The sequence below is a fragment of the Streptomyces sp. NPDC107528 genome (genome assembly GCF_055639295.1).
This window is the reverse complement of sequence record NZ_JBVKAV010000007.1, coordinates 335,251-353,101: the sequence shown is the minus strand read 5'-3', so window position 1 is coordinate 353,101 and position 17,851 is coordinate 335,251. Positions and strand designations below refer to the sequence as shown.

The following is a 17,851-nucleotide window of genomic DNA, read 5'->3' as shown; positions in this document are numbered from 1 at the left end:
AAGAGAGAAAAGGAGAGGGGAGAGCGACGGGACTCGAATCGAGAAAGGGGCTGGGGGAGGTGGGGCCGGGGGGGGGTGGGGTTTTTAAAAAGCCCCCGCCGGCAACGAACCAATCCCGCCCCCCCCGCCGCCGTCGTGTGTGCGGCCCGGGTCAGCCCGCCGCCGGCACCTGCGTGCCGAGCAGGGCGGGGAGGCGGGTCGTGCGCGGCTTCGCAGGGACCTCGGCGACGGCTCGGGGCAGGGCCTGCTCCACGCCGTGGACCACGGAGAGGTGACGGTCGGCTCGGCTGAAGGCCGTGTAGACCCAGGGGCGGCTCAGGGCCTGGGCCGCGTCGCCGGGGAGGACCACGACCACCGCGGGCCACCGGGCGCCCGCCGCCTGGTGTGCGGTCAGGGCCCAGCCGTGCCGCACGGACTGCTCCACCCGCTCCTTCGGTACGACGACGGCCTCGCCCTCGCAGGACATGTGCAGTCCCTCGGCGTCGGCCTTCACCACCCGACCCGGCACCGTACGGCCCGGCGCGGGGGAGTAGGCCACGTGGTCACCGGGGTCGAAGCCGCCGAAGCGGCCGGGGCCGGGATTGAGCCGCTCCTTGAGGGCGGCGTTGAGCGCGCGCGTGCCGGCCGCGCCGCCGTGGCCCGGCGTGATCACCCGGGTCTCCTCGGCGGGAACGCCGAACGCGCGGGGCACCGAGTCCGCGACGAGCTGCACGGTGCGGTGCACTGCCTCGCCCGCGTCCCGCACCGGCACGATCACGACCTCCTTGCCGGGCGCCTCGACCTGGTTGAGCTCGCCGATGCCGATACCGGACACCAACTCGCCCAGCGGGCCGGGATCAGGCTGCCGAGAGGCGATCTGCGGGCAGCCGCGCGCCGCCAGCAGGTCGGCGAACACCCGCCCGGGCCCCGCCGACCACAGCACCGCGGGATCTCCGGCCAGCACCAGCCGGGCCCCGTCCGGCAACGACTCCGTGAGCAGGGCGGCCGTCTCGACATCCACCTGCGGTGCGTCCAGCACGACGAGAAGATCGAGGTCGAACGCACCGTCCGCGTCACGGCCGGGCCCTTCGGCACCGGAGAGCAGACCGGCCACGGTGGCGACGCCGGGTGCGTCGGCTCCGCTCAGCCGTGCGGCGAAGCGACTCCGCCCGATCGGGCTGTGGGTGGCCGCCCAGGCCCGCAGCCCGAGGGCACGCGCCGCGTGCAGCAGCGCGGCCGGTTCGGCCAGGGAGGCCTCCCCGCCGGTGTGGAGGACCAGGCCATGGCTCGCCACCGCGCGGACCAGGTCGGCGGCGGAGCCCGCGTCGGCCGCGGCCCGCTCCCAGTCCTCGGCCGAACCGTCCTGCTTGGGCGCCGAGTTGATCAGACGGGCGAGCCCGTCGGCGAGGCTCTCCTCCGCGAGGGCGTACCGCTCCAGACCGACGAGGACACGGACCGGCCGCTCCTCGTCCCCCTCCTCGGCATCGTCGCCGGGCCGGGCCGGGGCGCCGGGCGCGTCCAGGGCGTCCTGGAAGGCCAGCGCCTCGCCCTCGGCCAGGGTGTTCTGCACGGCCGCATCGGCGTCCGGCACGCCCCGCTGGTTCAACGCGGCGGTGAGCGCCGCCAGTTCCAGGGCCGTGTGTCCGGCCAGTGCCGCCTGTTCCAGCAGCCAGACGGTGACCGCCCGGCCGCGCCGCTCGTCGTCGGGTCCGCACTCCGCGCCGAGCAGCGCCCGCGCGAACCCGTCGGCCTGCTCCGGCCGTACCCCGCCGATCCGCAGCAACTGCCAGGGGTCCGCCCGCAGTTGGTCGTCCGCGCCCTCGCCGAGGACCGCGGCGGCCTGCGGGGCGAGTGCCTCCGGTGCGCCGCCGTCGGCCAGCACGAGCCGCACGGATTCGACGGCCTCCGGCGCCGGAGCCGCGGCCCCGCCGGCCGCCACCGGCCGCGGCGGGCGCACCGGCTCCGGGGCGGGGCGGCGCGGTGGCTCCGGCTCGCTGAAGACGGTGGCTGCCGGCTTCGCGCCGGTCTCCACGGCCCGTACGGCGGCGAGCAGATCGGCCGCCTTCCCGCTGAGCTTGGCCCCGCTCTCCACGGGCCCCTGCCGCTCGGCCTTGCGCCGCTCGATCCGCTCCCGCTCGATCCGCTGAGCGGCGATCTCGGCCTCTGCCTCCGACAACTGCGCCCCGTCGCCGTCGTCGCCGTCCTTGGCCGCGGAGTCCTGGACGGCAGCTTCCCCCCCGCCGCCGTCAGCCTCGTCACCGTCCGCCTCGACGGCAGGGCTTGCGCCTTCGCCTTCCGCGCCCTGGTGATCCGACCGCGAATCCGCGGCCTCGACCCCGGCAGGCCGCTCCCCGGCACCTCCGGCGCCCGCCCCCGGCGCGGCCTGGGTCGGCCCCGGCTCGGTGTTCCCCGTGGTCTCGGGCGGCTCCGTGCTCACAGCGTGCTCCAGTCGTGATCGGGATAGCGGTGCACGGGCGCCGACACATCGTCGAGCGCCCGGCAGATCTCGTCAGGAAGACTAAGGGCCTCCACTGACAATGCCGCCGTGAGCTGCTGCGCGTTGCGCGGGCCGATGACGGGCGCGGCCACCCCGGGCCGGTCGCGGACCCAGGCGAGGGCGACCTGCAGCGGGGTCACGGCCAGCCCGTCGGCGGCCGTCTGCACGGCGTCCACGATGCGGCTCGCCGTGTCGTCGAGGTACGGCGCGACGAAGGGCGCCAGATGCTCCGAGGCGCCGCGTGAGTCGGGCGGTGTGGCGTTGCGGTACTTGCCGGTCAGGACGCCCCGGCCGAGCGGGGAGGAGGGGAGCATGCCGATGCCCAGGTCCAGCGCGGCCGGCAGCACCTCGCGCTCCACGCCCCGCTGCAGCAGGGAGTACTCCAGCTGTGTGCTCGCCAGCCGGGTGCGTATGCCCGGCGCCGCGAGCTGCCATGTCCCCGCCTTGGCGAGCTGCCAGCCGCAGAAGTTCGAGACGCCGGCATAGCGGGCGCGCCCGCTGCTGACGGCCAGGTCGAGGGCCTGGAGGGTCTCCTCCAGCGGGGTGTACGGATCGAAGGCGTGGATGTGCCAGACGTCGACGTACTCCGTGCCGAGCCGGGCCAGTGAGGCGTCCAGCGCGGCGAGCAGATGGCCGCGCGAGCCGTCGAAGCGGCGGTCCGGGTCGGGAACGCTGCCCGCCTTCGTCGAGATGACCAGGTCCTGGCGCGGGACGAGCCCCTCCATGAGCCGCCCGAGCAGGTACTCGGCCTCCCCGTCGCCGTACACGTCGGCCGTGTCGACGAGGGTGCCGCCCGCCTCCCAGAAGGTTTTCAAGAGGTCGGCCGCATCGTGCTCGTCGGTGTCCCTGCCCCAGGTGAGGGTGCCGAGTCCGATCCGGGACACGCGCAGGCCGGTGCGGCCGAGATGCCTCTGCTCCATGAACGCCGAGATTACTGGCCAGAACCTGCCATGTGGGGGCCTGTGGATAACCAGTTTTCCGGACGGTGACCGGGGATACCGACGGCCGTGCCACCGCCTGTGGGGCGACGCCCGCCACACTGGCCTCCCCGCGGGACGTCCCCCGCGCTAAGGTCGGGCCCACAAGGGACGTTACTGATCGGTAAGGGGATCGGCCATGCAGCTCGGGATCAACCTCGGCTACTGGGGTGCCGGAATGGACGCGGACAACCTCGCCGTCGCGCAGGAGGCAGACCGGCTGGGGTACGCCGTGTGCTGGGCCGCCGAGGCGTACGGCTCGGACGCGGCCACCGTGCTGAGCTGGGTCGCCGCCCAGACCGAGCGCATCGACGTCGGCTCCGCCATCTTCCAGATCCCGGCCCGTCAGCCGGCGATGACCGCGATGACGGCCGCGACCCTGGACTCGCTCTCCGGCGGCCGCTTCCGGCTCGGCCTCGGCGTCTCCGGGCCGCAGGTCTCCGAGGGCTGGTACGGCGTCAAGTTCGACAAGCCGCTGGCACGCACGCGTGAGTACGTCGAGATCGTCCGCAAGGCCATGACGCGCGAGCGCCTGTCGTACGAGGGTCAGCACTGGACGCTGCCGCTGCCCGGCGGCCCCGGCAAGCCGATCAAGCTGACCGTGCACCCCCAGCGCGAGCACATCCCGCTCTACATCGCCGCCATCGGCCCGAAGAACCTCGAGCAGACCGGTGAGATCGCCGACGGCGCCCTGCTGATCTTCCCCTCCGCCGAGCACCTGGAGGACACGACGATCAAGTACCTGCGCGCCGGGCGCGAGAAGGCCGGCAAGACCCTCGACGGGTTCGACGTCTGCCCGACCCTGCCGCTCGCCGTGGGCGACGACAAGGACGTGGCCACGCTGGCCGACACCTTCCGCCCCTACACCGCGCTGTACGTCGGCGGCATGGGCAGCCCCAAGCAGAACTTCTACAACCAGCTCGCCCAGCGCATGGGGTACGAGAAGGAAGCCGCCGAGATCCAGACCAAGTACCTCTCCGGCGACAAGCAGGGCGCCGCGGCCGCCGTACCGCACGACCTGATCGACAGGACCACGCTGCTCGGCTCCGTCGACCGCATCGCGGACCGGATGAAGGCCTACGCGGCGGCCGGGGTCACGACCCTGTCGCTGGCTCCCGCGGGCTTCACGCTCGACGAGCGGCTCGCCTCGCTCCGCGCCGGTACCGAGGCCCTGGAGCGCGCCGGGCTCGCGTGACGCCCGGCATCAGCGGCCGACCGTAGGGCCTGGCAAGTTCAGCGGCCGTGGTGGGGGCTCGGGGGTCTTCCCCGCCACGGCCGTCATGCAGAACAACGCGCGCGTGTCCACGCGGTTACGCCCGCGTCGTGACCCCGATCGTCATTCTTTTGGCGGAGTTGTCCGACACAGCTGTTGCAGCACCTCTCTTACCGCATTTGACTCGTTCTTTGCGGAATCCTGCGGCGTCCTGCAGAGAGGTGCCCCACGATGCTTTCGGCCAAGAGTCTGTTCCAGGAGATCATCGACAACGACGAGTCCTTCCGCCTGTTCTGCTCCATCGCGGCCAGCGGCGAGACCCAGGGCGGCTGGGAGAACGCGCGCATCGCCGCGCTCGTCCCGGAGAGCCAGCGCGCCCTCGCGCCCAAGATCACCCGGCACGGGGCGGACGAGGACAAGCACGGGCGGATCTTCAACGCCCTGATGAAGAAGCGCGGCCTCGAACCCGTCCCCGTCCCGCCCGAGACCGACTACACGATGCTGCTGGAGCAGCACGGCATCGGTCTCGCCCACGAGAAGCTCAAGTCCGAGCAACCGCTCACGGTCGAGGACATCGTCGTCTACCTGTCGCACAGCCGGGTCACCGAGCAGCGGGCCGCCGACCAGATGGTGATGCTCAGGAGGTACTTCGCCGACCACCCGGACGTCGGCAAGGCGGTGCGGATGATCTCCAACGACGAGGACAATCACCTCGCGTACACCCATGAGGAACTGCTGCGCTTCGCGGCAGCGGGGCGCGGCCGGCTGATTCAGCGGACGCTGCGCGAGTGCGCGCTCGCCGAGATCCGGGTCTACCGGGACGTCAGCCTCGCGGTCATGGACCACATGGGGCGCATCCTCGGCTGGCCCCGCCCCAAGGCGGCCGTGCTCGCCGCGGGCATCCACGCCATGTACGTCTGGGAGCGGATCGCGGGCTGGCGGCGCATGGTGTCCCTGAGGATGCCGGAACGACGTGACGCCCTCGGCGGACCCGCCACGTCCGCGCCCGAGTTCGCCTGACCGCATCCGGTCCCTACAGCCAGCCCCGGCGTTTGAACAGCCGGTACAGCAGCACCTCGAGGGCGGCCATGGCCGCGATCAGCGCCGGATACGACCACCGCCAGGTCAGCTCCGGCATGTGCTCGAAGTTCATGCCGTAGATCCCCGCGATCATCGTGGGGACCGCGGCCATGGCCGCCCACGCGGAGATCTTCCGCATGTCGTCGTTCTGCCGGACGCTCGTCTGCGCGAGGTGCGCCGACAGGACGTCGGAGACGAGGCGGTCGAGGCCCTCGACCGCCTCGTTCACGCGCGTGAGGTGGTCGCTGACGTCGCGGAAGAAGGGCTGCGCCTTGTCGTGCACGAAGGGCACACGCGAGCTGAGCAGACCCGTGTCGGCGAGCCGCTCCAGGGGCTGCGCGAGCGGGCCGGTGGCCCTGCGGAACTCCAGGACCTGCCGCTTGAAGGTGTAGATCCGGGACGCCGTGTGCCGTGAGCCCCCGCGGGCCGGCGAGAACACCTCCGCCTCCAGCTCGTCCAGGTCCGTGCCCAACTCGTCCGCCACGTCCACGTAGTGGTCGACCACGGCGTCGGCGATCGTGTACAGCACCGCCGTGGGACCGTGCCGGAGCATCTCCGGCTCGTGCTCCAGGCGGCTTCGTACCGCCGCCAGCGGGGCCTCCTCGCCGTGCCGGACGGTCACCACGAACGAGTCGCCGATGAAGACCATCACCTCGCCGGAGGTGACGACGTCGCTGTCCGGGTCGTAGCCGACCGGCTTGAGGACCACGAACAGCGAGTCGTCGTACACCTCCAGCTTGGGACGCTGATGAGCGTTCAGCGCGTCCTCCACGGCCAGCGGATGCAGCCCGAACTCCTCGGTGACCTTGTCGAACTCCTTCTCCGTGGGTTCGTACAGGCCGATCCAGACGAAGGCGTCGTCCTGGAGGCGGCACAGATCCAGGGCGTCGGAGATGTCACCCGGCCCCGGTATCCGGCGCCCGTCCCGGTAGATGGCGCAGTCGACGATCACGGAGCGTATTCTCCCGTCCTCCGGCCACGAACGCACCCCGTCGTGCGCCTACCCTGGGCGGCATGCCCACGCTGATCCTGGTCCGGCACGGACGTTCCACCGCCAACACCGAGGGACTGCTCGCCGGGTGGACGCCCGGCGTCGCCCTCGACGAGCGCGGGGCCGAGCAGGCCGCCGCACTGCCCGGACGGCTCGCCGCTCTGCCGCTGTCCGAGGTCGTCACGAGCCCTCTCCAGCGCTGTCAGGAGACGATGCGCCCGCTCCTCGAAGCCCGGCCCGGACTCACCGCGCACACCGACGAGCGGATCGGGGAGTGCCACTACGGCGACTGGTCCGGCCGCAAGCTCGCCGAGCTCAAGGACGAGCCGCTGATGGAGGTCGTCCAGGCACACCCGTCTGCGGCCGCGTTCCCCGGCGGGGAGTCGATGCGGGCCATGCAGACCCGGGCCGCCGAGGCCGTACGTGAGTGGAACGCGCGCGTGGAGCGCGATCACGGCGGTGACGCCGTGTACCTGATGTGCTCGCACGGCGACATCATCAAGTCCCTTGTCGCGGACGCACTGGGTCTTCATCTCGACCTCTTCCAGAGGATTTCCGTTGAACCGTGTTCCATCACCGCGATCCGCTACACACGCCTGAGGCCGTTTCTCGTACGCCTCGGGGACACCGGTGATTTCGCGTCCCTCGCCCCGCGCGAGGAGCCGCCGGCCGGTGACGCGACGGTCGGGGGCGGCGCGGGCGCACCGTGATCGTTCGGCGCAGTAGGGTGAAGCGGTCGAAGCAGCGTCGTACCCACGATTCCGTCGACCCACGATTCGCCGTACTCACGATTCCAATGGAGACAGGACGTGTCCCGTCAGGTGTTCCTCTACGACCCCCCGGACCGCTTCGTGGCCGGTACGGTCGGGCTGCCCGGGCGCCGTACGTTCTTCCTCCAGGCCACCGCAGGCTCCCGGGTGACCAGCGTGGCCCTGGAGAAGACCCAGGTCGCCGCCCTCGCCGAGCGCATGGACGAGCTGCTCGACGAGGTCGTACGGCGTAGCGGAGGCAGCGCCTCCGTCCCTGCCATGGCGCCCTCCGAGATCGCCGACACCGAGCCGCTGGGCACCCCCATCGACGAGGAGTTCCGCGTCGGCACCATGGCCCTTGCCTGGGACGGCGAGGAGCAGCGGATGATCGTCGAGGCGCAGGCCCTGGTGGAGCTCGACGCCGACTCCGAGGAGGACCTCGCCGAGGCCGAGGAGCGGCTGCTTCAGGACGAGGAGAACGGGCCCCCGATGCTGCGGGTCCGGCTCACCGGCGCGCAGGCGCGAGCCTTCGCCAAGCGTGCCCTGGACGTCGTCAACGCGGGGCGGCCGCCGTGTCCGTTGTGCAGCCTCCCGCTCGACCCGGAAGGACACGTATGTCCGCGCCAGAACGGATACCGCCGCGGAGCGTGACCTCGGTGGAGCTGCTCACCGAGGGTGAGCTGACCGTGCGCGGCCGGATCCGCGAGGCGTCCAACGCGGCGCTGTTCTGCACGGTCGCGTACGAGGGGCGGGAGGCGTCCTGCGTGTACAAGCCGGTCGCCGGTGAGCGGCCGCTGTGGGACTTCCCCGACGGGACGCTCGCGCAGCGCGAGGTCGCCGCGTACGAGATCTCCGAGGTGACCGGCTGGGGTCTCGTACCGCCCACCGTGCTGCGGGACGGGCCGTACGGCGAGGGCATGGTCCAGCTCTGGATCGAGGCCGCGCCCGAGGCCGAGCTGCTCGCCCTGGTCGACGGCGAGGAGCCCGAGCCCGGCTGGAAGGCCATCGGGTTCGCCGAGGTCGGCGAGGGAAGGACCGCGCTGCTGGTGCACGCCGACGACGAGCGGCTGCGGCGCATGGCCGTCCTGGACGCCGTGATCAACAACGCCGACCGCAAGGGCGGGCACCTGCTGCCCACCGAGGGCGGCCGGCTGTATGGCATCGACCACGGCGTCACGTTCAACGTCGAGAACAAGCTGCGGACCCTGCTGTGGGGCTGGGCGGGGGAGCCGCTGACCGGGGAGGCCGTCGAGGTGCTCGGCTCCCTGCGCAAGGGGCTGGCGGCGGGCGGCGAGCCGGCCGTACGCCTGGCCGGCCTGATCACGGCCGCCGAGGTGGAGGCCACGCGCGCCCGTGTCGAGGCGCTGCTGACGTCCGGGAAGCATCCGGAGCCGAGCGGGGAGTGGCCGGCCATTCCCTGGCCGCCCGTGTAGGAAGCCACTCCGGAGGTGTCGTGCGCAGCACAGCGGCCGGCATCGCGCAAGAACGCATCACCGGCCATCCGGCCTGGTCCGGTTCGTGTACGGAACATCCGTCCGGTTAGGCTCATGACATGTATGCCTGGCCCGCTTCTGAGGTCCCCGCCCTGCCCGGTGAGGGCCGCGACCTGAGGATCCACGACACCGCGACCGGGGGCCTGGTCAGCCTCGACCCCGGTCCCGTCGCCCGTATCTACGTCTGCGGCATCACGCCGTACGACGCCACCCACCTGGGACACGCGGCGACCTACAACGCGTTCGACCTCGTGCAGCGCGTGTGGCTCGACACCAAGCGCCAGGTTCACTACGTCCAGAACGTCACCGACATCGACGATCCGCTCCTGGAGCGCGCCGAGCGTGACGACATCGACTGGGCCGCCCTCGCCGAGAAGGAGACGGCCCTCTTCCGCGAGGACATGACCGCCCTGCGCATGCTGCCCCCGCAGCACTACATCGGCGCGGTCGAGGCGATACCCGGCATCGTGCCGCTCGTGGAGCGGCTGCGGGACGCGGGTGCCGCGTACGAACTCGACGGCGACATCTACTTCTCCGTCGAGTCCGACCCGAACTTCGGCAAGGTGTCCCGCCTCGACGCCGCCGCCATGCGGCTGCTGTCCGCCGAGCGCGGTGGCGACCCGGACCGTCCGGGCAAGAAGAACCCGCTCGACCCGATGCTGTGGATGGCCGCACGCCCGGGCGAGCCCCACTGGGACGGCGGTTCGCTCGGACGCGGCCGGCCCGGCTGGCACATCGAGTGCGTCGCCATCGCCCTCGACCACCTCGGCATGGGCTTCGACGTCCAGGGCGGTGGCTCCGACCTCGCCTTCCCGCACCACGAGATGGGCGCCTCGCACGCCCAGGTGCTCACCGGCGAGTTCCCCATGGCCAAGGCCTATGTCCACGCCGGCATGGTCGCGCTGCACGGCGAGAAGATGTCCAAGTCCAAGGGCAATCTCGTCTTCGTCTCCCGGCTGCGCCGCGACGGCGTCGACCCCGCCGCCATCCGGCTCGCCCTCCTCGCCCACCACTACCGGGCCGACTGGGAGTGGACCGACCGGGTGCTGGAGGACGCCGTGGCCCGCCTCGACCGCTGGCGCGCGGCGGTGTCCCGGCCCGACGGACCACCCGCCGAGGCGCTCGTCGAGGAGATCCGCGAGGCCCTGGCGAACGACCTGGACGCCCCGGCCGCGCTCGCCGCGGTCGACCGCTGGGCCGCCGCGCAGGAGGAGAGCGGCGGCACGGACGAGGGCGCCCCCGGCGTCGTATCGCGCGCTGTGGACGCGCTGTTGGGCGTGGCTCTCTAGGCGTACCCCGGGACAACCGCGGACACGAGAGGGGCGCTTCCTCCCCACGGGTGGAAGCGCCCCGACGCGTTTGTTCCAGGTGGCCGTCAGATGTTCAGGTGGCCGTCAGAGTCGCTGGATCCGGACGCTGCGCAGCACACTCGGCGACTGGGTGTCCCAGATGCCGATCACCTGGTGGCCGAACGCGAAGGCCTGCTGGATCTGCTGGTGGATCTGCGGGTTCGGGTTGTTCAGGACCCGGAACTGGTTGTTGATGCGCAGGAAGATCTGATGCGGCTGCCCCTGCAACGGGTGGACGATGTCGATGAAGCCGTTCGCCACACCGGAGGCCAGAGCCTGCGCCTGGACCTGCTGGACGACCTGCTGCACCGCCGCCAGCGCGACCTGCTGCAATTGCTGCTGCATCTGCTGCTCGGCCTGCTGTGCCTGCTGGTCCTGCTGCGGGTTCTGCTGCTGGCCCAACTGCTGGCCGCCGAACTGCTGCTGGCCCAGCTGGTGCTGCCCGAACTGCTGGCCGAGCTGCTGGAGCAGCTGCTGGTAGGGCTGTTGCTGGCCGAGCTGCTGGAGCTGCTCCAGCGAACCGCTCATGCCCATGCCGGACGGCTGCTGCTGGCCGTGGCCCTGCTGCTGTCCGTACGGCTGCTGCTGGTACGGCGACGTGCTCGGGAACTGCTGGCCCTGCTGTTGTCCCATGTGACTCATCTGCGGGGTGGTGCTCATACGGGTGTCACCTTCCCTTGATGTGATGGGCTGCGTCAGCCGGTGATCACCAGGCCGACGATCTCGTCGTCCGAGAACCACACTCGGACATCGGGCCGTCCCCCCGCGAAGGCGGTGTGGACCGCCTGGCGGATCTCCGGGGACGGGTGGTTGAGGTTCCGCCACTGGCCGGCCACGAACAGCCGGAGCCGGGGCGGGAGTTCACGCGGATACGGCAGCAGCTCGTCCCAGTACCGCTCGGCCCGGCCGGAGCCGACCGCCTGCGGCACCAGATGGGTGACGGCCGCCTTGATGTCGGGCCGGTTGCCGATCCGCTGGGAGGCGGGCCGGCCCGGCGCGTCCTGCTGCGGGGAACCCGTCGCCCGCAGCACGGCGCGCGCACGCTCGGGGGACATCGGCGGCTGGCCGGCCACCTTGAGCATGCCCTGCAGCGAGGCCAGCGCGCCGACCACGACCGGGGAGGCGGACGACGTCCCCGAGAACGTGTCGGTGTACCAGGCGATCTCCTCGGGCCCGCCCTGCAGATCGCCGGGCCGGTCCCAGGAGCCGCCGGTCGTCGTCACCTCGCGCCCCCAGCCCTGCGCGTCCACCCGGGCGCCGTAGTTGGAGAACGCCAGCCGTGAGCGGTCGGGGCCGTGGTCGCGGCCGTGCGTGCCGGGCGGCGGGGCGCCCGCACCGACCAGCACGGCGCCGGAGGACGGGTTGGAGGGGTTGAACGGGTTGCGCCACACCTCGGGGAATCCGTCCGGGCGGCGCTCGTAGACGGCGTCGTCGAGGGACTCGGCGCCGTTGCCCGCGGCGGCGACCACGAGGACGCCCTTGGCGGTGGCGTGGCGGACGGCGGCGAAGTCGTCCGGCCACCATTCGAGAGCGACGTAGCCGCGCTGGTCGTCGCGTTCGGCGTACTCGAACCGAGGACCCGGGCGGTGGAGTTCGATCAGCAGGATGTCGCCGGGGGCCAGCCGGTCGGCCGCCGCGTGGATCGCGCCCGCCGTGCCGATGCCCTGGAAGGAAGCGGCCGCGGTCACCGTGTCCGGCACGATGCCGGTCACGCCGCGTTCGCCCCGGTCACCGCCGATCACACCGAGCACGGCGGTGCCGTGGTTGCGCCAGGCGAGGTCGGTCAGCGGGGTGCCGACGACGACGCCGGCCAGTTTGGCGGCCAGGTCCTCGTGGCCGAGCTGCCAGGAGCCCTCCACGTCGATCACGGTGACGCCCTGACCCGTGCCGCCGGGCCGCTGCCAGGCCCAGTGCGCGTCGACGCCCTCGGGCGCGGGCCGCAGATACCCCTGCCGGCCGCTGAAGTCGGGCGTGACCGGCGCGCCCTCCTTCAGGCGCCCGCTCTCCTCCCCGATCCGGCCGAGGGAGGCGGGCACCGCGCCCGGCTTCACATACGCCGTGTCGATGCCCGGCAACGCGGCGATGCGGGCGCGCAGTTCCTCGGCTCGGCTTTCCCCGCCGCGTACCCGGTAGAACAGCGCGAGATCGGGCACGTCCTGCGCGCCGGTGTCCTGCTGCAGCCGTTCCTCGCTGCCGAACAGGGGCTGAAGTGCCAGCTGTTCGTCGGTGAGGAACATGTTGAGAGCCGAGACGTCGGCGCCCGCCACCGACCGCACGCCCTCGGCCCGGGCTCGCAGCCGGGCCTCGGGCCGGGCGACGACGATCAGTTCCTGCTCGGCTCCTCGATAGGTGAATCCCGCTCCGTCGGGCCCCGGCCCGGACGCCCCCGGGCCCTGCGCCGGCTGTGCCTGGTCGGTCATCGTCTGCCGCTCCCTTCGGTCCTGCGGGTGGCAAGTGCGGGTGGTGCGGCGCGCCTTCGGGGGACAACCAAGCACTCGCGGAGCGTTCCGTCCAGACCGCTTTCGCCAACTCGGTTTGGAAACAAGTTGAATTGGGCAACGTGTGCATTCCGGCTGGAAACAGCTGTCACGCGGCAATCGGGTCAGATGTGTCCAGTCGCTGTCGAGAGGCTGTCTACGGCTGCGGGGGCGGTCGGCGTGTGGTGGGGTGGAGGAGTCAGTTGACCGTTGGACCAGCCGACGGCCGGTCCTGTCCGCGGAAGGACGCATCGTGGCCCCCGAGCACCGCTCCTTCGCACCTCATCCCACCCGCCGCACCCTCCTCACGGCCGCCGCCGCCACCGCCGGTGCCGTACTCGTCGGGTCCGCCGGCACCCCCGCCACGGCGGCCGGAAAGACCCGGCCCACCGTGATCAACCTCCCGAACGGCTTCCGCCCGGAGGGCATCACCATCGGCGGGGGACCGTACGCCTACCTGGGCTCCCTCGGCGACGGCTCGATCCTCCGCGCCGACCTGCGCACCGGCGAGGGTTCCGTCATCGCGGCCGGGCCGGGCACGCCCTCGGTCGGCCTCAAACTCGATCACCGGGGACGCCTGTTCGTCGCCGGACGCGGCCAGGGCGCCCGCGTCGTGGACGCCCGCAGCGGCAGGATCCTCGCCTCGTACGTCCTCACAACGGCGACCCCGACCTTCGCCAACGACGTGTTCCTGACCTCGCGCACGGCCTGGTTCACCGACTCCTACCAGCCCGCGCTGTACGCCCTGCCGCTCGGCCGGCGCGGCGAACTGCCGGACGCGGACGAGGTCGTGACGCTTCCCCTCAGCGGTGCCTGGAGCCAGGTCCCCGGCGAGGTCGTCAACGCCAACGGCATCACCGGCACCCCCGACGGCTCCGCGCTCCTGGTGGTGCAGTCCGGGGTCGGCGGTCTGCACCACGTCAACCCGCGCACCGGCGTCACCGAACTGGTCGACCTCGGCGACGCGGCCCCGCTCACCAACGGCGACGGGCTGCTGCTGACCGGGCGGACGCTTTACGTCGTCCAGAACCGGCAGAACGCCATCGACGTGTTCAGGCTCGCCGCCGACGGCCGCAGCGGCGTCTTGCGGCGCCGGATCACCGACCCGCTCTTCGACGTGCCGACCACGGTGGCGGCGTACCAAGGCCGCCTCTACCTGCCCAACGCGCGCTTCACCACGACGCCGACACCGGAGACGACGTACGACGTGATCTCCGTGCCGGCATGATCTCCGTGCCGGTGTGATTTGCATGCCGGCATGATCTCCGTGCCGACACGACGAGCTCCGTCCCCGTGAGGCGAGCGAGGGCGGTGCGCCCGGCGCACCGCCCTCGTCCTCACTCCTCCGACGACTCGTCGTCGTCCGTGCCGCTCGGCCTGGGAGGCTTCGGCGGCTTCGTCCGGCCGCCGGGGTTGTCCTTCAGGAAGGGCCCGGTCTCCCCGCCGTCCGCCGTGGCGTGCCCGCCCGCCGACGGGCTGCCGCCGTCCCGTCTGCGCAGATACCGCTCGAACTCGCGGGCGATCGCCTCACCCGACGCCTCCGGCAGCTCCGCCGTGTCCCGGGCCTCCTCCAGTGACTGCACATACTCCGCGACCTCGCTGTCCTCGGCGGCCAGCTGGTCCACGCCGACCTGCCAGGCGCGCGCGTCCTCGGGCAGCTCGCCCAGCGGGATGCGAACGTCGATCAGGTCCTCGAGCCGGTTGAGCAGGGCCAGCGTCGCCTTCGGGTTGGGCGGCTGCGAGACGTAGTGCGGTACGGCGGCCCACAATGACACCGCGGGTACGCCGGCGTGCGTGCACGCCTCCTGGAGGACGCCGACGATGCCCGTCGGGCCCTCGTACTTGGTCTCCTCCAGGTCCATGCGGCGGGCCAGGTCCGGGTCGGACGTGGTCCCGCTGATCGGGACCGGACGCGTGTGCGGGGTGTCGCCGAGCAGGGCGCCCAGGATGACCACCAGCTCCACGCCCAGCTCGTGGGCGAAGCCGAGGAGCTCGTTGCAGAACGAGCGCCAGCGCATGGATGGCTCGATACCTCGGACGAGGACGAGATCACGCGGCTTCTCGCCGCTGATGCGGACCACCGACAACCTTGTCGTGGGCCACGTGATCTTGCGCACTCCGTCGTCCATCCACACCGTGGGGCGGTTGACCTGGAAGTCGTAGTAGTCCTCGGCGTCCAGCGCCGCGAACACTTCGCCCTTCCACTCCTTGTCCAGATGCGCGACCGCGGTGGAGGCGGCGTCGCCGGCATCGTTCCAGCCCTCGAACGCGGCCACCATGACCGGGTCGATCAGCTCGGGAACCCCCTCGAGCTCGATCACCCAGTGCCTCCTTCCGACGTGCCCTCGCCTGACGACCCAACCTTACGGCGTGCGACGGGGGCGCCCGCAGCCCCCTTGCATGGGGGAGTGAACGGATCACTGCCCCGTTCACCACCCCGGAACACCCCGCAGTCATCCGAGCTGTGTCCTGGCCGTCGGGTGCGGTTGACGGTCCCGTCACCCACTCGTGTGGCAGCGGCCGCAACCGGCTCCCGGCGTGGCCGACCTGCGGAACTCTTCGTCGGGTGAGCGGAGTTGCCCCCAGGTCGCGCGTACGGCGCGCCGGGATCGTCTACCTGGCCCTGTTCGCCGCGGGCACGCTGGGGGCACTGCTGATCGCTCCGCGTGTCGAGGACCCGGCGGCCGTGGTCGCGGCGCTGCTGCCGACGGGGGCCGGTGCCTATCTGGCGTGGAGCGCGTATCGGGCGGACCGCGCCGAGGCGGCGTCCGCGGCGACGGACCCCGCAGTGGTCGCCGACCGGCTCGCAGTCGCCGTACGGCGGCAGTGGGAGGCGGAGGCGCGGGCGCGGCGGCTGGCGGACCCGTATCCGCTGCCGGTGTCCTGGCGGGGCGCCGACGCCGACCTGGCCGAGGTGACGGCGGGGCCGGCGGGCCGCGACGGGGAGATCGGCGCGGTCTTCGCGGACCGCGTCCCCGGCCGGCGACTGCTGGTGCTGGGGGCGCCGGGGTCGGGGAAGACGCTGTTGCTGGTACGGCTGCTGCTCGCGCTGATCGAGGACCGGACGGCGGGCGATCCGGTCCCCGTGCTCTTCCCCCTGGCCTCCTGGGACCCGACGGCCGTGGATCTGCGGGCCTGGATGGAACGCAAGCTGGTGCAGGACCACGCCGAGCTGGGAGCGGCGGCGCCGGGGGAGTACGGGGAGACGACCCTCGCCGGGATGTTGCTGGAGCGGCGGCAGGTGCTTCCGGTGCTGGACGGGTTCGACGAACTGCCCCCCGAGATGGGCGGGTTGGCGCTGCACCTGATCGCCGAGGCATTGCCGTACGGCTGCGGTCTGGTGCTGTCCAGCCGTCCGGCCGAGTACCGGGCGGCGCTTCGGCCCCGGACGGGGGTGCCCGCGCGGCTGACGGGGATGGCGGGGATTCACCTCGAACCGCTGGTCGCCGACGACGTGGCCGACTATCTCCTGCGCGGCGCGGGTGGCCATGGTGCGCCGGCGGCGACGCGGTGGGCACCGGTGGTGGCGGTGCTGGGGACGGACGCGCCGGTGGCGCGGGCGCTCGGCAGTCCGCTGATGGTGTCGCTGGCCAGGACCGTGTACAACCCCCGGCCGGGGGAGGTCGAGGGCGAACTGCCGGATCCCGCCGAGCTGTTGCGGTGCCCTGCGCGCGGGGCGGTGGAGAGCCATCTGCTCGATGCCTTCGTCGATGCCGCGTACCGGCCGCGCCGGGAGCGCCCGTGTCCGTGGACCCCCGGCCAGGCCCGGCACGCGCTGCGGTTCCTGGCACGGCACATGGAGCGGGGCGCGGACGGGGCGGCCGAGGTGGCGTGGTGGAAGCTGGGCCAGGCCGTACCGGGCGCCCTGCCTCAGGTACTGGCCGGTGTGCTGCTGGGCGTCCTGGGCTGGCTGGTCGAAGGGGCGATCATGGAGGTGATCCAGCTGTTCGCACCGCAGGTGCCGTCGCCGACCCGGTGGGAGGAGCGGGGCGGACTCGGGGTGGTGGCGGCCGGGATCTGCGGCGGGCTCGCGGGCGGCCTCGCGGCGGGCATGGCCATCACGCTGCTGTGCGTGGCGGCGGTCGCCCCCGACGTACCCGCCGCGCTCGTCCTGCACCGCCTGGCCGACGGTGGTTCGCTGGCGCTCGTCGGAGTGATCATCTCCGGATTCGCCTTCGGCAGCAGGGCCGCCGTACGGCGGCCCGCCGACTGGGACTGGCGGCTCCCGGCGACGGGATGCGCGGCCGCGATCTGCTACGCACTCTGCTTCGGCAACGCCTGCGGAACCGTCAGCGCCCTGTTCTACGGCCTGATGGCGGCGGCCGTCGGCAGGGACGGCGTCGGTGCGGATCCCGCCTGCCCCGTGGCCCGGGTGCGCTGGCACTGGAGCCCGCGGGGCGTGAGCCGGGGGCTGCTGGGCGGGCTGCTGCTGGGCGGCAGCATCCTGATCGAGGGCCTCCTCGCGGACGTCCTCTCGGGCGGGGAGGCCCGGATGTACATCGCGCCCGCCGATCCCGTTGCGGCGGGCTGGGCGGCACTGCAGGTGGGCGCGGTGTTCGCGGTGGCCTGTCTGCTGGTGAACGGCCTGCGGACGGTGCCCGTCGACCTCGGCGTCTGCGTCGAGGGCCGCGCCCTCCTGGCCAACGACCGGCGCACGCTCGGCACCTGTGTGCTGACGTCGGCGGTGCTCGGCGCCGTGGTGATCGGCACCCAGGGCTGGTGCGCCACCGTCTGGGGCTCGACGGGCGTGTGGGGCGGGGCCGCCACGGAGGGCCGGCACTGGGCCTACGCCGTCGGGCTGGTCCCCTCGCTGCTGACCGGGCTGGCCATCGGCATCCGCCAGTCGGCCTGGAGCCGGTACGCGGTGGCCCGCGGCTACCTCGCCCTGCGCGCGAAGGTGCCCTTCGACCTCATGACCTTCCTGGCCGACGCCCACGAGCATCACGGCGTGCTCCGCCGCACCGGCGCCGTCTACCAGTTCCGCCATATCGAGTTGCAGCACCGCCTGGCCGGCCCGGACCTCAGCCCCGGACCTCAGCCCTGACC

The 17,851-nt window shown here is 72.5% G+C and carries 15 protein-coding genes; 9 read left to right on the top strand and 6 right to left on the bottom strand.

Annotation, left to right across the window (positions count from 1 at the left end):
- Positions 1–151 precede the first annotated feature (151 nt).
- Together ACZ7L5_RS24015 and ACZ7L5_RS24010 are read right to left on the bottom strand one after the other, a co-directional pair.
- A complete protein-coding gene (locus ACZ7L5_RS24015; RefSeq protein ID WP_471518662.1) occupies positions 152–2,416 on the bottom strand; it encodes a helix-hairpin-helix domain-containing protein in 2,265 nt (754 codons plus the stop codon).
- The gene (locus tag ACZ7L5_RS24010) at positions 2,413–3,396 is read right to left on the bottom strand and encodes an aldo/keto reductase (protein ID WP_471518661.1); all 984 of its coding nucleotides are present in this window, start codon (positions 3,394–3,396) and stop codon (positions 2,413–2,415) included. Before ACZ7L5_RS24010 ends, ACZ7L5_RS24015 begins: the two co-directional genes overlap by 4 nt.
- Before the next feature lie 196 nt (positions 3,397–3,592).
- Here ACZ7L5_RS24010 and ACZ7L5_RS24005 point away from each other — a divergent pair, with 196 nt between their 5' ends.
- Both ACZ7L5_RS24005 and ACZ7L5_RS24000 read left to right on the top strand, forming a co-directional pair.
- Positions 3,593–4,648: an LLM class F420-dependent oxidoreductase gene (locus ACZ7L5_RS24005; protein ID WP_328428829.1), complete on the top strand. Its 1,056-nt coding sequence runs from the start codon at positions 3,593–3,595 to the stop codon at positions 4,646–4,648.
- 249 nt (positions 4,649–4,897) lie between these two features.
- Positions 4,898–5,686 carry a ferritin-like domain-containing protein gene (locus tag ACZ7L5_RS24000; protein WP_471518660.1) on the top strand — a complete coding sequence of 263 codons (789 nt, stop codon included), beginning with the start codon at positions 4,898–4,900 and terminating at the stop codon, positions 5,684–5,686.
- A 13-nt stretch (positions 5,687–5,699) separates the two neighbouring features.
- On the opposite strand, the gene corA is transcribed toward ACZ7L5_RS24000, so the two are convergent.
- Positions 5,700–6,698 carry a magnesium/cobalt transporter CorA gene (corA, locus tag ACZ7L5_RS23995; RefSeq protein ID WP_471518659.1) on the bottom strand — a complete coding sequence of 333 codons (999 nt, stop codon included), beginning with the start codon at positions 6,696–6,698 and terminating at the stop codon, positions 5,700–5,702.
- Positions 6,699–6,760: 62 nt separating this feature from the next.
- Between corA and ACZ7L5_RS23990 the strand changes: the two genes are divergently transcribed.
- The 4 genes from ACZ7L5_RS23990 to mshC all read left to right on the top strand — a co-directional run bounded on the left by ACZ7L5_RS23990 (position 6,761) and on the right by mshC (position 10,268).
- Positions 6,761–7,447 (top strand): histidine phosphatase family protein, encoded by a 687-nt coding sequence (locus ACZ7L5_RS23990; RefSeq protein WP_328882727.1) that lies wholly within the window; start codon positions 6,761–6,763, stop codon positions 7,445–7,447.
- Positions 7,448–7,546: 99 nt separating this feature from the next.
- Positions 7,547–8,137, top strand: coding sequence for a DUF3090 domain-containing protein (locus ACZ7L5_RS23985; RefSeq protein ID WP_471518658.1), 591 nt, complete (start codon positions 7,547–7,549; stop codon positions 8,135–8,137).
- Positions 8,101–8,919 (top strand): SCO1664 family protein, encoded by an 819-nt coding sequence (locus ACZ7L5_RS23980; RefSeq protein WP_471518657.1) that lies wholly within the window; start codon positions 8,101–8,103, stop codon positions 8,917–8,919. Before ACZ7L5_RS23985 ends, ACZ7L5_RS23980 begins: the two co-directional genes overlap by 37 nt.
- Before the next feature lie 119 nt (positions 8,920–9,038).
- Entirely contained in the window at positions 9,039–10,268 is a 1,230-nt protein-coding gene (gene mshC, locus ACZ7L5_RS23975) for a cysteine--1-D-myo-inosityl 2-amino-2-deoxy-alpha-D-glucopyranoside ligase (protein WP_471518656.1), read from the top strand.
- A 105-nt stretch (positions 10,269–10,373) separates the two neighbouring features.
- Here mshC and ACZ7L5_RS23970 read toward each other — a convergent pair whose 3' ends face one another.
- Positions 10,374–10,673, bottom strand: coding sequence for a hypothetical protein (locus tag ACZ7L5_RS23970; RefSeq protein ID WP_471518655.1), 300 nt, complete (start codon positions 10,671–10,673; stop codon positions 10,374–10,376).
- Here ACZ7L5_RS23970 and ACZ7L5_RS23965 point away from each other — a divergent pair.
- Positions 10,662–11,009: a hypothetical protein gene (locus tag ACZ7L5_RS23965; RefSeq protein ID WP_471518654.1), complete on the top strand. Its 348-nt coding sequence runs from the start codon at positions 10,662–10,664 to the stop codon at positions 11,007–11,009. The two genes, ACZ7L5_RS23970 and ACZ7L5_RS23965, sit on opposite strands and share 12 nt — an antisense overlap.
- A 14-nt stretch (positions 11,010–11,023) precedes the next feature.
- On the opposite strand, the gene ACZ7L5_RS23960 is transcribed toward ACZ7L5_RS23965, so the two are convergent.
- The gene (locus ACZ7L5_RS23960) at positions 11,024–12,748 is read right to left on the bottom strand and encodes a S8 family peptidase (protein ID WP_471518653.1); all 1,725 of its coding nucleotides are present in this window, start codon (positions 12,746–12,748) and stop codon (positions 11,024–11,026) included.
- Positions 12,749–13,058: 310 nt separating this feature from the next.
- Between ACZ7L5_RS23960 and ACZ7L5_RS23955 the strand changes: the two genes are divergently transcribed.
- Positions 13,059–14,033, top strand: a complete 975-nt coding sequence (locus ACZ7L5_RS23955) for an SMP-30/gluconolactonase/LRE family protein (protein WP_471518652.1) — start codon at positions 13,059–13,061, stop codon at positions 14,031–14,033.
- Positions 14,034–14,142: 109 nt separating this feature from the next.
- Here ACZ7L5_RS23955 and ACZ7L5_RS23950 read toward each other — a convergent pair whose 3' ends face one another.
- Positions 14,143–15,126 (bottom strand): PAC2 family protein, encoded by a 984-nt coding sequence (locus ACZ7L5_RS23950; protein ID WP_328882734.1) that lies wholly within the window; start codon positions 15,124–15,126, stop codon positions 14,143–14,145.
- Positions 15,127–15,371: 245 nt separating this feature from the next.
- On the opposite strand from ACZ7L5_RS23950, the gene ACZ7L5_RS23945 reads away from it, so the two are divergent.
- A complete protein-coding gene (locus tag ACZ7L5_RS23945; RefSeq protein ID WP_471518651.1) occupies positions 15,372–17,849 on the top strand; it encodes an NACHT domain-containing protein in 2,478 nt (825 codons plus the stop codon).
- The last annotated feature ends 2 nt before the right edge of the window (positions 17,850–17,851 follow it).